This is a genomic window from Roseovarius sp. TE539 (genome assembly GCF_003298505.1).
GTDB lineage: Bacteria > Pseudomonadota > Alphaproteobacteria > Rhodobacterales > Rhodobacteraceae > Roseovarius.
Genome location: NZ_QNGB01000002.1, coordinates 183,053 through 199,307, shown reverse-complemented (window position 1 = coordinate 199,307; position 16,255 = coordinate 183,053). Strand labels below are relative to the sequence as shown.

Below are 16,255 nucleotides of genomic sequence, written 5' to 3'. Positions count from 1 at the left end.
GTCCTGCCTCGTTCTTGTCAGACCCGGGTGATAGCAAGGCGACCGGCGGGGAACAAGGTCACCTATCCCCGGCATCCCGATCAGTAAAGGCCACCCGAACTGATCGAGCCGAAACTCGCATTGTCATTGTCGCTATCCGCGTCAGCGCCACCGGCCCCCGGAACCTCTTCGTTCGTTCCGTCCGCACGGCGCTCGATCAGGTTCAGATCGTCGCCCATGGCGTAGCCCCCGTCATAGGCAAGGCCGAATACCGGCTCCTCGCCGTCACGGAAATACTCGGCCACCACATCCGGCCCCGACGCGTCGCCCGACAAGCGGGCGCCGGTGTAGCGATCAATCTTGATGAAGCGTCCCCCGTCGGGCACCTTGAACGGGCCTCCACCGTATTTCTTCGTGGCCTTGCGCATGAACTCGGTAAAGACTGGCCCGCACATCGAGGATCCGTATGCGCGCCGACCCAGGCTGCGAGGCTGATCGAAACCGATATAGCAACCTGCCACGATATTGCTGGTGAACCCGATGAACCACACGTCGCGCGCATCGTTGGTGGTGCCGGTCTTGCCCGCCACCGGCACGTCCAGCCGCACATGTCCCGCCGCCGTGCCGCGTTCCACCACGCCCTTCATCATCGAGGTCAACTGATAGGCGGTGATCGCGTCCATGACCCGCTCCCGATCCGATACGATCCGCGGACCGCGGGATTCGGGAAGATCCGGGTTGTCGCAATCAACGCAGCGGCGCGTGTCATGCTGGTAGACGGTGCGTCCGTAGCGATCCTGCACCCGGTCCACAAGCGTGGGCTCCACCCGCTCGCCGCCATTGGCGAACATCGCATAGGCCGCGACCATGTTGTAGAGCGTCGATTCCTGCGACCCCAGTGAATTGGCCAGGAACCCCTTCATGTTTTCGTAGACACCGAAGCGTTCGGCATAGGACGCCACGACCTCCATGCCCACTTCCCGTGCAAGGCGGATTGTCATCAGGTTCCGGGACCGTTCAATTCCGGTACGCAGCGGGGTGGGACCATAATATTCATTGGAGGAGTTGCGCGGCCGCCACATGCCTTCGGGTGTCTCGATCTCGATAGGGGCATCGATGACCACCGTGGCCGGCGTGTAACCGCTATCCAGTGCCGAGGCATAGACAAAGGGCTTGAAACTGGATCCCGGTTGCCGCTTGGCCTGCGTTGCACGATTGAATACCGAGTCCTGATAGGAAAATCCGCCTTGCATGGCCAGAACCCGCCCGGTGTTCACGTCCATCGCCATGAAACCACCCTGAACCTCGGGAACCTGCCTGAGACTCCAGCGCTGAAAACTTCCGTCATCGCCTGTCACGCGGCGCACATGAACCACTTCGCCGCGTTCGAACGTTTCCTGGAAATTTCCGGGCAGCCAGTCGATATCGCTGCGCGGCACGACATGCGGTTGTGCATCGGTTTCGTCGACGCCGCCGATGCCAAGGCGCATTTGCTGGGTTCCGATTTCAAGGATCACGGCCGGGTACCACGTTCCGTCAAGCTCGATATCGCGGGCCACCTCCGCTTCGGAGAGGGCCGCCTGCCACTCGACATCGGACTCAAGAACATCCGCCGGCAGCGTCACGCCGGTGCCCCGCCACTCTCCGCGCGCCCGGTCATATGTCTCCAGCCGGCGGCGCAGGGCCGCCGCGGCCGCCACCTGCATTTCAGGGTCGAGTGTCGCGCGCACGCTGAGCCCCCCGGTAAAGAATTCACCTTCCCCGAAATCGCGGCTGAGCTGTCTGCGGATCTCGTCGGTGAAATAATCCCGCGGTGGCAGCGCGGCGCGGAACGGTTCGAAATCCCCGTTCTGAACCGACCGAACCGGACGTGCGGCCTCGGCGCGATGAACCTCTTCGGAGATGTAGCCGTTCTCGTACATCTCCTTCAGGACGAAATCGCGGCGCTGGCGCAGCTTCGTCTTTTCGCGCACCGGATGGAAATCGCTGGGTGCCTTGGGCATGCTGGCCAGAAACGCCGCTTCATGCGGGGCCAGCTCACCGAGGGATTTGTTGAAATAGGTCTGCGCGGCGGCGGTCACGCCATAACTGTTCTGCCCGAGAAAGATTTCATTCATGTAGAGTTCGAGGATCTTTTCCTTGCTCAGTGTCTCCTCGATCCGGGTGGCAAGGATAATTTCCTTGATCTTGCGCTCGATCCGGCGGTCACCGGACAGAAGGAAGTTCTTCATCACCTGCTGTGTAATGGTCGATGCGCCGCGCACGTTGCGCCCGCGCGAACGGATCGCCTCGACGATCGCCGCGGCAATGCCCCGCGCGTCATACCCTGAATGGCGGTAGAAATTCTTGTCTTCCGCCGAAATGAACGCCTGCTTGACCAGATCGGGAATTTCCTCGGCCGGCGTGAACAGGCGCCGCTCACGCGAAAACTCGTCAATGATGCGGCCCTCGCCCGAATAGATTCGGCTGATGGTGGGCGGGGTATAATTGGCCAGCGATGTATGACTGGGCAGATCCTTGCCATAGATATGAAAAACCGCGCCGATGCTCAGCGCGACCATCATGAGGCCCAACGTCACGAGGCTGAACAGCGCCCCGAAGAATGCAAGAATTGGCCTGAGCACATCCGCCCCCGATCACCACTGGAAACTCATATATGCATGCGGCACGGCGCCGTCAAAACACATCCGCCCCCGGGCTGTGCCGGAATCCGCCCAATCCGCGCGTCGCGGACTTCATTGACGCACCAGCTCCGCGGCGGCGGCATCGGCGATCCGCCATGCCTGCAGGGCGTTGCGGATGCCCCGCGCCATGCGGTCGCGCCATGCGCCATCGCGCAGGTTCGTCAGATCGCGCTCCGAGGACAGGAATCCCAGCTCCAGAAGAACGGACGGAATGTCGGGAGATTTCAGGACCGAGAAACCGGCGGCGCGCCGCGGACGGGAATTGAGCGGCAGATCCTGCTGGCGAATGCCCAGAACAAGTGCCTCGGCCAGCCGTTCGGCCCGCGGATCGGTTTCCAGCCGGGCAAGATCCATGAGAACATCGGCCACTACGTCATCGGCGCCGCTCAGATCGACGCCGGCAAGCATATCGGCGCGGTTGTGTCGTTCGGCCAGTTTGGCGCTGGCCTCATCGGAGGCGCTTTCGGACAGGCGGTAGACAGTGGCGCCCTGCGCGCCGCCCTCGCGGAGCGTATCCGCGTGCAGCGACAGGAACAGGTCGGCCCTTGCCCTGTGCGCCACCGCGACGCGCCGTTCCAGCGAAACAAAGCTGTCGTCGTTCCGGGTCAGGACCACCTCGAAGCCGCCGGCGCGTAGCAGAACCTCGCGCAATTCCCGCGCGAAGGTCAGCATCAGGTTCTTCTCGCTTGTTCCGTCATGCACGGCACCGGGATCAATGCCGCCATGTCCGGGGTCGATGACGACGACCAGGTCGCGCTGTACGTGGTCGCGCGGCTCAGGTGCCGATGGCGTAGCCGTGTCCACATCCGCCGCGCCCGGGGCACTTGCCGACGCGGCATCCGCGAATGCGACGGCACCGACATCCCGCAGCCGCAGGCGCAGCCGCGCGGTTCCATCGCTCCGCGAGACCTGCATTTCCGCGCTTTCGACACCGAAGGGGCCATCCAGATCCAGCACCATGCGCGTCCGCTCCGGGCCTGCGCGCCCGGTCCTGGCACCCCGCACCCGTTTCGTGCCGATCAGGGCCTCGGCATCAAGCCCGCGCCAGTCCACTTCGCGGAAATCCATGACCAGGCGGCGCGGTTCATCAAGCGTGAAAACCCGCCAGGGGACCGCTTGGCTCAGCGCCAGTTCGATCTTCAGCCCGCCTTGTGCCGCCTCGATCCGGCTCTTGTTCGGGATCACACGCGCCAGACCACCAAGCTCCTGCGTGGAGCCGGCAAAGCCGGTGCAACAAAACACCAGCGCCAGAATTGTCGCGATTAACCTGCTCATCAGCCGTTTGTCCGGTCTCGTTGACCCTGATGATACACCACCATGCGACGCATTGCACGTGGTCACGACAGGCCCTGCCCCGAAAAAAATGCCCCAGCAGGCGTCAGACTGCACCGCGCGCCTTCATGAACATGCCGAGCCGCCGCAGCCCTTCCGCGATATCGTCCGTGCCGCGCGCATAGGAAAAGCGGATCGTGCCGTGTCCTCTGTGCGGGTCGAAATCCAGCCCCGGTGTCACCGCCACACCGGCCTGATCAAGGATTTCGGCCGCAAGGGCACGGCTGTCATCGGTGAGATGACTGACATCCGCATAAACATAAAATGCGCCATCGGGCGGCGCGAACCGGTCGAATCCCGCCTTCGGCAGACCGTCCAGCATGAGCGCGCGATTGGCCCGGTAGACATCCATGTTCGCCTGCAATTCCGCGCTACAATCCATCGCCGCAAGCGCCGCAACCTGGCTCGCATGGGGTGGGCAGATGAACAGGTTCTGCGCCAGCCGCTCGATCGTGCGCACATGATCCTCCGGCACCACCATCCATCCCACACGCCATCCTGTCATGGAAAAATACTTGGAGAACGAGTTGATCACGTAGACTTCGTCGCTCACCTCCAGCGCGCTGACCGCCCGGGCCTCATATTCGATGCCGTGGTAAATCTCGTCGCTGATCATCGAAATGCCGGCCTCGCGGGCCGCGCCCATCAGCGCCTCGAGGTCCGCGTGCCCCAGCATCGTGCCCGAGGGATTCGCCGGCGAGGCCACCATCAGCCCGGCCAGGTCACGCCCGCCAAGATCGCCCGGCACGGGCTGCAAGCGGTTTTCCGCCGCAGTCTCGATCTCCACCGGCACAAGGTCGAGCGCACGCAGGATCTGCCGGTAACTGGGGTAGCCAGGGGCACCGATACCCACCCGCTCGCCCGCATCGAAAAGCGCCGTGAAGGCCAGGATGAAAGCCCCGGAAGATCCCGACGTGACCACCACCCTTTCCGGTGAGAGATCAAGATCGTACCACTCACCATAAAGCCTTGCGATCCTGGCCCTGAGGGCGGGAAGGCCAAGCGCGACGGTATATCCCATCGCGTCATCCTCCATCGCGCGGGCCAGCGCGCCACGCGCGGCCGCCGGTGCCGGCGTGCCCGGCTGACCCACCTCCATGTGGATGATGTCGCGGCCCGCGGCTTCGGCCTGCCGGGCGGCTTCCATGACATCCATCACGATGAAGGGATCGACCTGCGATCGGGTTGAGTTCCGCATGGCTTTGTTCCTAGACTGTGCCCGCAACATCGTTTCACCCGGAAACCGGCCCTTCGTCAATGACCCTGCTCCGCATCATCGCCGCTTGCGCCATCGTCCTGCTGACCGTCACGTCGCCGGCGCGTGCGCTGACATTGCTGCGGGATCCTGATATCGAATATGCGCTCAAGCGCCTTTCCGAACCGATCCTCAAGGCTGCCGGCCTCAGCCCCACGCGGGTTGATATCCTGCTCATCGATGACCGCAGTCTCAATGCGTTCGTGGTCGACAGCAGCAATATCTTCATCCACTCGGGCCTCATCCTCAAGATGAAGACGCCCGAAATGCTTCAGTCGGTGATCGCGCACGAGGCCGCCCATATCGCCAATGGTCATCTCATGCGCCGCCCCGTGGCGCTGCGCAACGCGCGCACGGCAGCGGGGCTTGGCGTTGCACTTGCCGCCGTGGCCGGCGCCGTGAGCGGTAACGCCCAGGCGGCCGCCGGAGCCGCGGTCGGGGCAAGTTCCACCGCGATGCGCATGTTCATGTCACACACCCGGGCCGAGGAAAGCTCGGCCGATCATGCCGGTGTGCGGTACATGGCCCGCGCCGGCATCGACCCGCAAGGCGCGGTCGAGGTGATGGACATCTTCCGCGGGCAGGAGGCGCTTTCGGCCGCGCGGCAGGATCCCTATGCCCGAACCCATCCGCTTTCATCGGATCGCTACAGGGTGCTGAAACGGCTTGCCGCGGCGCATTCGGACAAGGGCCAGCCGGACGAGAAAGCCCGGTACTGGTTCGCCCGCGCCAAGGGCAAGCTGTCTGCCTTCACGCGCTCGCCGAAATGGACACTGACCCGGGCCGGAGAATCCGGGTTCGAGGATGTCCGCCTCATGCGCGAGGCGATCGCCTATCACCGCCAGTCCGATCTTCAGGCGGCCCTGTCACGGATCGACAAGGCCATCGCGATGCGGGGTGATGATCCGTATCTTCACGAACTGCGCGGCCAGATCCTGATGGAAAACAGGCGCTTCGCGGACGCGACGGCGGCCTATGGCAGGGCGGTTGAACAGGCGCCGCGCAATGCGCTCATACTCGGGGCCTACGGCCGCGCGCTGCTGAGCCGCGGCCAGACGCGTCAGGCCCTCGACATTCTCGAACGTGCCCGCGCCATCGACGGGCGTGACCCACGGGTGATGCGTGATCTTGGCGTCGCGCATTCCAAGTTGGGCGACAACGGCATGGCCTCGCTGGTCACGGCCGAGCGTTATGCCATCGCCGGCCGCCTTGAAGATGCGGAAATTCATGCCACCCGCGCCTCGGACCTTCTGCCGCGCGGATCGGCCGCTTGGCAACGCGCCCAGGATGTGCTTTCTGCGGCCAAGGCCGCAAAACAACGGAGATGACCCCGATGAGACCGCGTTTCAACACCCTGATCGCCTCCGCCCTCATGGCGGTCTTCATGGCGCCCGCCCATGCCCTCGACGTGACCGAGATGTCCAAGGAAGAGCGCGCCGCGTTCCGGGCCGAGGTCCGGGCTTATCTTCTGGATAATCCCGAAGTCATCATGGAAGCGGTGGCGGTTCTCGAACAGCGTCAGACCGCGCAGCAGGCGCAGGACGATGTCTCGCTGATCCGCGCCAACGCGGATGCCATATTCTCGGACGGACATTCCTGGGTCGGGGGCAATCCCGAGGGGGACGTGACGGTGGTGGAATTCATGGATTATCGATGCGGGTATTGCCGCCGTGCCTCTCCCGAGGTGACGGAACTGGTCGACTCCGATGGCGATATCCGTTTCATCCTGAAGGAGTTCCCGATTCTCGGCGAGGAATCCATGCTGTCCTCGCGCTATGCGATCGCCGTGAAGCAACTCGCCGGGGATGACGCCTACAAGAGCGCCCATGATACCCTGATGAATTTCAAGGGATCCATCAGTGAGGCGTCGCTGCGCCGGATCTCCGGCACGCTGGGTTTCGACGCCGAAGAGATTCTTGCGCACATGCAGAGCGACCGGGTGACCGAGGTCATCGCGGCCAATCACGCGCTCGCCCGGGAGCTGGGCATTTCCGGGACTCCGTCCTTCGTGCTGGATGACCGCATGCTGCGCGGCTACGTTCCGCTGGACGGGATGCGGGACGTCGTGGCCGATATCCGCGCCCAATAGGGTGCAACCCGCGGCCTGCCCCCTGATTTGCGCGGTTCTGATCGCAGTTTCCGGGCCGTCGATGAGCGGGCAGGCAGGGTTGGGGATGACCCCGGACCAAAAGCAAGCCTTCGGCGCCCTGGTCCGTGAAACGCTTCTGGCGCACCCCGAACTTGCCGCTCCGGCCCTGGGGCAGTCGCGTCCGCCGCCGTCCGCCGCGCCAGTGGACATCTATGCCGGGCACGTACAGCGTGACCTGGACCTGATCGATCGCCATGCTGTGGCCCTGTTCGGCCCGCAGGCACCCGGGTTCGGCCCGGTGGGTCAGGATGCAGTGCTTGCGTACTTCAAGGCACCCGATTGTGACGATTGCCCCGCGGCCGAAGCCGATCTGCGCCGGATCGCACGGGATCTGCAGCTGCGCATCACGGTTCTGGACATGTCTGCCGATGCGGGGTTGGCGGCATCGCTGGGGCTGGACATGGCACCGTCCTACGTGTTGCCCGACATGATCCTGCGCGGGCGGATGCCCGCAATCGTGCTTGAACGCTACCTGACCCGCTGAGTGTTGGCCGTGCGGCTCATTCCGCGGCTGCCGGCGCGACCTCCTCCGCCTCGATTTCCGCTGCGCGCTTCTCGACCTGTTCGACGATGTGGTCGATCATCTCTTCGTTGCTCATCTTGTGGCTCTGCTTGCCGGCCAGATACACCATGCCGCTGCCCGCGCCGCCGCCGGTGAAGCCGACATCTGTCATCAACGCCTCGCCGGGGCCGTTCACCACGCAGCCGATAATGCTGAGGCTCATCGGAGTCTTGATATGCTCCAGCCGCTCCTCGAGGATTTCCACGGTCCGGATCACGTCAAACCCCTGCCGCGCACAGGACGGGCACGAGATGATGTTGACCCCGCGATGCCGCAGGCCCAGGGATTTGAGGATCTCGTACCCCACCTTGACCTCTTCCACCGGATCGGCCGAAAGCGACACGCGGATCGTGTCTCCGATGCCCATCCACAGGAGGTTGCCCAGCCCGATCGCCGACTTGATCGTGCCTGACGTCAGACCGCCAGCCTCGGTTATGCCAAGGTGAATTGGCGCATCCGTGGCATCGGCAAGCTGTTGATAGGCCGCGGCGGCCATGAACACGTCGGATGCCTTTACCGAGATCTTGAACTCGTGGAAATCATTGTCCTGAAGGATGCGGATATGCTCCAGCCCGGATTCGACCATCGCATCCGGGCAGGGTTCTCCGTACTTCTCCAGCAGATGCCGTTCCAGTGATCCGGCATTCACGCCTATGCGGATCGAACAGCCATTGTCACGTGCCGCGTCGATCACCTCGCGCACCCGCTCGGCGGACCCGATATTGCCGGGATTGATCCTCAGGCAGGCCGCGCCGGCTTCGGCCGCCTCGATCCCGCGCTTGTAGTGGAAATGAATGTCCGCAACCAGCGGCACTGGGCTTTCGGCCGCGATATCCTTCAGGGCCCGCGAACTCGCCTCGTCGGGGACCGAAACGCGGACGATATCGGCGCCCGCCTCCGCGGCGGCCTGCACCTGCGCCACCGTTGCCGACACATCCGTGGTGTCGGTGTTGGTCATGGTCTGCACGCTGATCGGCGCATCGCCGCCCACGCCGACATTGCCCACTTGAATCCGGCGGCTCTTGCGGCGGTAAATATTGCGCCACGGGCGCACGGGGTTGAGGGTCATCGGCAGTATCCCGTCAGATCAGGTCACTCATCGGTCAAGATAGGGCGCTGGCGGCAGGTCTGCAAACGCCGTGCGATCATTCCGCCGGCGCATCCGTCGAATCGAGCTGGGCAACGTAACGCGACAGATCCTCGTCACGGCTCAGATCGGCGACCGCGTAACTATCGGTCAGGGCCTCGGAGGTCAGGGCGACACCGGAGGTAACCGACCCCCTGTCCCCGACCGGGCCATAATGCTTGCCGTTCACGGCGAAATAGATCGAGCCGGAATCGCCGACCCGCAAAGTCGGCGGTTCTTCGGTGACGGGCACCTCGAAGCTGTCGCCGCCATTCATCACACCTTCGAAAATGACGGTTCCGTCCGCGGCCCGCACCCGCACCCATGCCGGACGCACCGCCACCATTCGGACCCCCGGTGCCGGTTCCTCGACAACTTGCGGCTTGGGTGGATCGGAAGGTTCTTCCGGTTCAGTGACCGTTGTCGGAACGGCCGGTTGCGCGGCCTCGGCCATGTCGGGACGCAGGGTGCCCATGCGTGCCGGATCAAGCGTGGAAATCGGTGCGTCGCGGGCAACCAGTACCGGAACGTCCAATGCCTCGGGACGATACAGCCTGTCCAGACGTCCGCCGCCGGCAACCGTGAACCGTTCGGTGCCGTTCACATTGACGGGATCGTCCGTTTCCGTCCCCGCACCTGCCAGCGGATCAAGATCCGCCAGAACATCCGGTGTGTTCTCGACAGGCGTGATCTGTACCTTCTGAACCTGCGTCAGAACCGACCACCCGCCATAGCCTATCGCACCGATCAGCGCCACGAGCACAAGGGCAGAGCCAACCGCACCCGGTTCGATGCGCGACAGAACGGATTCGGATTCCGGGGCAAAAGGCGTGTTCGGGGAAAGGAGCGGATCATCGGTGCGCCGTTCACGCGGAACCCGGGGCGCCGTCCGTTCGGCATTGCGTGCCGAAGACGCCGCGGACGACATGCCATGCGCCGTCGAGAACCCGCTTTCTGCACAGAAGGTCGCATAGGCACGGTCCGGATCCATCTCCAGGTAACGGGCATAAGACCTGACATAGCCGGGAATGAATCCCGGTGTATCGAACGCATCCGGATCGGCGTTTTCGATGGCGGCGATATACCCGGCCTTGATCTTGAGTTCGCGTTCGACGTCCAGAAGGGATTTACCCAGCGTCGCCCTTTCGCCGCGCATGAGGTCGCCAAGTCGCAGGTCATAGGAATCAAATCCACGGGATTCTTCTTCGACGACTTCGCGATCACGCGAGTACCAGCGCTTTATCATCCGTCCTGCCTCTCGTCCCCGTGCTGCCTGTGGACAAATCTCGATTCGCCCGCTGCTCTTTTGTTTCGGGTAACTTAACACATCACAAGTTTTATTGCACGAAGCAAGGATTTAGGCGGTTAATTCGGCGCGATTGAGCGCACAATGGCTCCAAAGTTCGTCCATCGCATGAACGAGACTGTCCATTTCGTCCGGGCCGTGAACCGGTGACGGGGTGAAGCGCAGACGCTCGGTGCCGCGTGGCACGGTCGGGAAATTGATCGGCTGGACATAAATTCCGTACCCTTCCAGAAGCATGTCGCTCAACTGCTTGGTATGAACGGGATCGCCCACGATTACCGGAACGATGTGACTGCCATGATCAATGAGCGGCAGACCCATCCCCTTCAGCCGTGTCTTGAGTATCTTCGCCTGTGTCTGATGCTTCTCACGCCGTTCGCGATCCTGCTTGAGATGCGCGACACTGGCTGCTGCGCCGGCTGCAACCGTTGGCGGCAAGGATGTGGTAAAGATGAAACCCGGCGCATAAGACCTTATTGCATCACACATTTTTTCTGATGCGGCGATGTAGCCACCCATCACGCCAAAGGCCTTGGCCAATGTCCCGTTGATGATGTCCAGCCGGTGCATCAGCCGGTCACGCTCGGCCACGCCCGCGCCGCGCGGCCCGTACATGCCGACCGCGTGAACCTCGTCGATATAGGTCAGCGCCCCGAATTCGTCAGAAAGATCGCAGATCGCCTCGATCGGGCCGAAATCCCCGTCCATCGAGTAGACGGACTCGAACGCGATCAGCTTGGGAGCGTCCGGGTCGTCCGCGGCCATAAGCTCACGCAGGTGATCGACGTCGTTGTGTCGGAAAACACGCTTTGCCCCGCCGTTGCGGCGCACCCCCTCGATCATGCTGGCGTGATTCAGCGAGTCCGAATAAATGATCAGACCGGGAAAAAGTTTCGGCAGGGTGCTCAATGTCGCGTCATTCGCGATATATGCGGACGTGAACAGCAAGGCCGACTCCTTGCCGTGGAGATCCGCGAGCTCGGCTTCGAGCCGCTTGTGAAAGATCGTGGTGCCAGAAATGTTTCTGGTTCCTCCCGATCCGGCACCCGTCGCGTCGAGCGCGTCATGCATCGCGTCCAGCACCACCGGATGCTGCCCCATGCCAAGGTAATCGTTTCCGCACCAGACGGTTATCGGCTGCTCCTCGCCGTCCGGACGGCGCCACACCGCGTGAGGAAAATTGCCGCGGCGGCGCTCGATGTCGATAAACGTCCGGTAACGGCCCTCTTCGTGCAGGCGGTCGATCGCTGCGTCCAGTTTCGCCGAGTAATCCACTGGCTTTCCTCCTTCTGTCCCGCCCTCTGCACCGGGGCCGGTGTGGCTGCAGCCACGTATTCAATTTCCCCGATGAATAATAGATCGCGCCCCCGCTGCGCAACAGGATACAAAATGACGCCCCCCGATGACCTTGATCTCGATCATGCTCTGGACAGGGGGGCAATCGCTGTTACCCTTGCGCCGAAACTGTCCTGTCCGAAAGGGTCCGCATGTCATTGGACGACGTTCTGCAACATATCGACGAGGCTGTGCCGGCGGCAACCGAACGGCTGAAGAGCCTGTTGCGCATCCCCTCCATTTCAACCGATCCGGCTTTTGCGCGGGATTGCGATGCGGCGGCCGACTGGCTTGTTGCGGAACTGCAAAGCATTGGTGTTACAGCGGAAAAGCATGAAACACCGGGGCATCCGATGGTCGTGGGCCATGCTGACGGACCCGGCCCCCACGTTCTTTTCTATGGCCATTACGATGTGCAGCCGGTCGATCCGCTGGAGCAATGGACCAACGATCCTTTCGACCCCCGCATCGAGGACACGCCGCGGGGTAAGGTGATCCGCGGGCGCGGAACCTCGGATGACAAGGGGCAGCTGATGACCTTCGTCGAGGCGTGCCGCGCTTACAAGGATGTGAACGGCGCGTTACCGTGCCGCGTCACCTTTTTCTTCGAAGGGGAGGAGGAATCGGGGTCGCCTTCACTCGTGCCTTTCATGCGCGACAACGCCGAGGAATTGCGTTCGGACATCGCGTTGATATGCGACACTGGTCTTTTCCAGTCGCGCACTCCGGCCATTGTCACGATGCTGCGCGGCCTGCTGGGCGAGGAGGTGACGGTCACCGGGCCGGATGTGGACCTGCATTCCGGGTTCTTCGGCGGGCTGGCGATGAACCCGGTCCGGGCACTGGCAGGCATCCTGGCCGATCTTCACGACGACCGGGGGCAGGTCGCGGTGCCGGGCTTCTACGACGGGATTCCGGAACTGTCCGACGATGTGCGCCGGCAGTGGGAGGCGCTGGATTTCGATCACGCGGCCTTCCTGGGCAGTGTCGGCCTGAGCCAGCCCGCCGGCGAGGCCGGGCGCTCTCCGCTGGAAATGATCTGGTCACGCCCCACGGCCGAGGTCAACGGCATCATCGGCGGCTATACCGGCGACGGCTTCAAGACGGTTCTGCCCGCCAGTGCCACCGCCAAAATCAGTTTCCGGCTGGTCCAGGGGCAGGACCCGCTTCGTCTTCGCGCTGCGTTCCGCCAGTTCGTTCAGGACCGCCTGCCGCCTGACTGCGAGGCTGAATTCACCGGTCACGGCGCGTCCGCCGCATCGGTGATGTCCACCGACGATCCCGCCTTCGAGGCGGCCCGCGGCGCCCTGTCCGACGAATGGCCCGACGCCGCGGCCTATGTCGGGTGCGGCGGATCGATTCCGATCGCGGGGCATTTCAAGGAAATCCTTGGCACCGATGCCATGCTTATCGGATTCGGCAAGGACGATGACGCGATCCACTCCCCGAACGAGAAATATGACCTCGAGAGCTTTCACAAGGGTATTCGAAGCTGGGCGCGCGTGATCGACGCACTGACATGATCAAGGGCTTCACGGAGCTCAGGGCGCGGGTCAACGGCGTCGATATCGCCTGTTCTGCGGGCGGGGCCGGGCCCCCGGTGCTGTTGCTGCACGGCTTTCCTCAGACCCGTGCCATGTGGGCCACGATCGCCCCTGCCCTCGCGCGTGACCACACGGTCATATGCCCCGATCTGCGCGGATATGGCGACAGCGGCAAACCCGAGGCCGTGAGCGCCTTCAGCTTCCGGGAAATGGCGCGCGACGTGCTGGCGCTGATGGCCCGGCACGGGCACGACCGGTTCGCGGTGGCCGGCCATGACCGCGGCGCGCGCGTCGCCCACCGGCTTGCCCTTGATGCGCCGGAGGCCGTGAGCCGGGTCGCGCTGATGGATATCGTGCCCACGCACACCCTGCTGGCCGATCTGCGCGCCGACGTGGCCCGCGCCTACTATCACTGGTTCTTCCTCGCACAGCCGGCGCCCTTTCCCGAAACCATGATCGGGCACGACCCGGACGCTTTCTACCACGCCTGTCTTCTGGGCTGGGGCGGCGCCCGGCCAGAGGATTTCGACATGGCACAGCTTGACGCATACCGCGCGGCGTGGCGGGATCCCGATACCATCCGCGGCATGTGCAACGATTACCGCGCGACGCTGGAGTTTGATTTCGCCGATGACACCGCCGATCACGAAACCCGCCTCGCCTGCCCGGTACTGGTGCTTTACGGCGCGCAGGGCGCGATGGCACGCGCCTATGACATGCGCGCGGTCTGGGCGCCGAAATGCCGCGACATGACCCATGCCGCGATCCCGGGGGGACATTTCTTTCCCGACACGGCCCCGGAGGCAACCCTCGCGGCGCTGGCGCCGTTTCTGGCCGCTCACCGGGGGCAGTGACCGGCCAGGGGACGATCAGGCACGGGCGGCCCGAGGGTTTGCGCAACAAATGAAAAGCGAAATCTCGTCATGGCGACATTTTATCCGCGAATGCCTGTTGACGCCCCTTGGCACCGCCCCTAATCTGCCGCGCACGCACGCAGAGGACTCGCCCGATGGCTCGCATTATCGTACTTGTAGGAAAATGGCGCATGGGCCGGTAACGGACACCATAACGGTACCCATGCGCCCCCGAAACTTCGGGGGCTTTTTTATGCGCGCGCAAATTGAATGACGTCATGAACGGAGCAAGCATATGACACGTCAGATGACCGGAGCGAAAATGGTGGTTCAGGCCCTCAAGGATCAGGGTGTGGACGTCGTATTCGGGTATCCAGGCGGCGCGGTGCTGCCGATTTATGACGAGGTTTTCCAGCAGAACGAGATCCGCCATGTGCTGGTGCGCCATGAACAGGGGGCGGTTCATGCGGCCGAGGGCTATGCACGCTCCACGGGCAAGCCGGGCGTGGTGCTTGTCACATCCGGTCCCGGCGCGACCAACGCGGTGACCGGCATCACCGACGCGCTGATGGATTCGATCCCCCTCATCGTGCTTACGGGGCAGGTGCCGACCTTCATGATCGGATCGGACGCCTTCCAGGAGGCCGACACCGTCGGGATCACCCGCGCCTGCACCAAGCACAATTGGCTGGTCAAGGATACCGCGAACCTGTCTGACGTGCTGCACCAGGCCTTCCATGTCGCCACCACCGGCCGTCCCGGGCCGGTTCTGGTGGACATCCCGAAGGACGTGCAGTTCGCCTCGGCCGATTACACGTCACCGCAGAAGGCCAAGACAAGCCATTACCAGCCTCGCGTCAAGGGAGACCTGGCAGCGATCACGGACCTCGTGGCGGCGATCGAAACGGCCGAGCGCCCGGTCTTCTACACCGGCGGCGGCGTGATCAATTCCGGCCGCGCGGCAAGCCAGCTGTTGCGAGAACTGGTCGATGCCACGGGCATTCCCGTCACCTCCACCCTGATGGGGCTGGGCGCCTATCCGGCCTCCGGCGACAACTGGCTCGGAATGCTGGGCATGCACGGTCTTTACGAGGCCAACATGGCGATGCACGGTTGCGACCTGATGATCAATATCGGCGCCCGGTTCGATGACCGGATCACCGGCCGGATCGACGCCTTCAGCCCCGGCTCCACCAAGGCCCATATCGACATCGACCCGTCCTCTATCAACAAGGTCATCAGTACCGACATTCCGATCGTCGGGGACGTGGCCCATGTGCTGGAGGATCTTCTCAGGATCTGGAAATCGCGGGGCCGCAAGACCAACCGGGAGGGCCTGGGAAAATGGTGGGACCGGATCGACACGTGGCGCCAGGTCGATTGCCTCGCGTTCAAGCAGACCGGGCCTTCGATCCGTCCGCAGCACGCGCTGGCCCGACTCGAGGCCCTGACCAAGGGGCATGACCGCTATATCTGCACCGAAGTCGGCCAGCACCAGATGTGGGCGGCGCAGTATATCGGCTTCGAGGATCCCAACCGCTGGATGACCTCGGGGGGGCTGGGAACCATGGGATACGGATTTCCCGCCTCCATCGGTGTGCAGATGGCCCATCCCGAAAGCCTGGTCATCAATGTCGCGGGGGAAGCCTCGTGGCTGATGAACATGCAGGAGATGGGCACGGCGGTACAATTCAAGCTGCCGGTCAAGCAATTCATCCTCAACAACGAACGCCTCGGGATGGTGCGCCAGTGGCAGGAACTTCTGCACGGCGAACGCTATTCGCATTCCTGGTCCGAGGCGTTGCCGGATTTCGTCAAGCTGGCAGAGGCCTTCGGTGCCAAGGGAATCCTGTGTCAGGATCCCGCCGACCTGGACGACGCGATCATGGAAATGATCAACCACGACGGGCCGGTGATCTTCGACTGTCTCGTCGAGAAGCACGAGAACTGCTTCCCGATGATCCCGTCCGGAGAGCCCCACAACAAGATGCTCCTGGGCGAGGCCTCGACCAAGGACGCGATCAAGGAAGGCGGCGCGGTGCTGGTGTGAGCGGACACGAGTGGGGGCCGTCTGCCCCCCACACCCCCCGAGAGTATTTCCCGAAAGATGAAGGCAAGGCCCCGCGCGC

12 protein-coding genes are annotated in these 16,255 nt (G+C 63.5%); 6 read left to right on the top strand and 6 right to left on the bottom strand.

The genetic code is table 11. The annotated features are described in order from the left end of the window. Window positions 1-80: 80 nt before the first annotated feature. The 3 genes from DQW77_RS02265 to DQW77_RS02255 form a co-directional block, all read right to left on the bottom strand. A complete protein-coding gene (locus DQW77_RS02265) occupies window positions 81-2,603 on the bottom strand; it encodes a penicillin-binding protein 1A (RefSeq protein WP_113256541.1) in 2,523 nt (840 codons plus the stop codon). Window positions 2,604-2,714: 111 nt separating this feature from the next. After that, window positions 2,715-3,938 (bottom strand): N-acetylmuramoyl-L-alanine amidase, encoded by a 1,224-nt coding sequence (locus DQW77_RS02260; protein WP_113256540.1) that lies wholly within the window; start codon window positions 3,936-3,938, stop codon window positions 2,715-2,717. Between the two features lie 103 nt (window positions 3,939-4,041). Next, entirely contained in the window at window positions 4,042-5,193 is a 1,152-nt protein-coding gene (locus tag DQW77_RS02255) for a pyridoxal phosphate-dependent aminotransferase (RefSeq protein ID WP_113256539.1), read from the bottom strand. A gap of 59 nt (window positions 5,194-5,252) precedes the next feature. Here DQW77_RS02255 and DQW77_RS02250 point away from each other — a divergent pair, with 59 nt between their 5' ends. From DQW77_RS02250 to DQW77_RS02240, 3 genes are all read left to right on the top strand, one after another. Next, window positions 5,253-6,578, top strand: a complete 1,326-nt coding sequence (locus DQW77_RS02250; protein WP_113256538.1) for a M48 family metalloprotease — start codon at window positions 5,253-5,255, stop codon at window positions 6,576-6,578. Between the two features lie 5 nt (window positions 6,579-6,583). Continuing rightward, window positions 6,584-7,339 carry a DsbA family protein gene (locus tag DQW77_RS02245; RefSeq protein WP_113256606.1) on the top strand — a complete coding sequence of 252 codons (756 nt, stop codon included), beginning with the start codon at window positions 6,584-6,586 and terminating at the stop codon, window positions 7,337-7,339. An 85-nt stretch (window positions 7,340-7,424) separates the two neighbouring features. Next, a complete protein-coding gene (locus DQW77_RS02240; protein ID WP_258523643.1) occupies window positions 7,425-7,883 on the top strand; it encodes a hypothetical protein in 459 nt (152 codons plus the stop codon). 16 nt (window positions 7,884-7,899) lie between these two features. Here DQW77_RS02240 and ispG read toward each other — a convergent pair whose 3' ends face one another. From ispG to hemA, 3 genes are all read right to left on the bottom strand, one after another. Next, window positions 7,900-9,030, bottom strand: a complete 1,131-nt coding sequence (gene ispG / locus DQW77_RS02235) for a flavodoxin-dependent (E)-4-hydroxy-3-methylbut-2-enyl-diphosphate synthase (RefSeq protein ID WP_113256537.1) — start codon at window positions 9,028-9,030, stop codon at window positions 7,900-7,902. Window positions 9,031-9,106: 76 nt separating this feature from the next. Next, window positions 9,107-10,333 (bottom strand): helix-turn-helix domain-containing protein, encoded by a 1,227-nt coding sequence (locus DQW77_RS02230; protein ID WP_113256536.1) that lies wholly within the window; start codon window positions 10,331-10,333, stop codon window positions 9,107-9,109. A gap of 111 nt (window positions 10,334-10,444) precedes the next feature. Continuing rightward, window positions 10,445-11,668 carry a 5-aminolevulinate synthase gene (gene hemA / locus DQW77_RS02225; protein ID WP_113256535.1) on the bottom strand — a complete coding sequence of 408 codons (1,224 nt, stop codon included), beginning with the start codon at window positions 11,666-11,668 and terminating at the stop codon, window positions 10,445-10,447. A gap of 212 nt (window positions 11,669-11,880) precedes the next feature. Here hemA and DQW77_RS02220 point away from each other — a divergent pair, with 212 nt between their 5' ends. From DQW77_RS02220 to DQW77_RS02210, 3 genes are all read left to right on the top strand, one after another. After that, on the top strand, window positions 11,881-13,251 hold the full coding sequence (locus DQW77_RS02220; protein ID WP_113256534.1) for a M20/M25/M40 family metallo-hydrolase: 1,371 nt from the start codon (window positions 11,881-11,883) through the stop codon (window positions 13,249-13,251). After that, window positions 13,248-14,126, top strand: a complete 879-nt coding sequence (locus DQW77_RS02215) for an alpha/beta hydrolase (RefSeq protein ID WP_113256533.1) — start codon at window positions 13,248-13,250, stop codon at window positions 14,124-14,126. The genes DQW77_RS02220 and DQW77_RS02215 overlap by 4 nt, the downstream gene beginning before the upstream one ends. 295 nt (window positions 14,127-14,421) lie before the next feature. Beyond that, window positions 14,422-16,176 carry an acetolactate synthase 3 large subunit gene (locus DQW77_RS02210; protein WP_113256532.1) on the top strand — a complete coding sequence of 585 codons (1,755 nt, stop codon included), beginning with the start codon at window positions 14,422-14,424 and terminating at the stop codon, window positions 16,174-16,176. Window positions 16,177-16,255 lie beyond the last annotated feature (79 nt).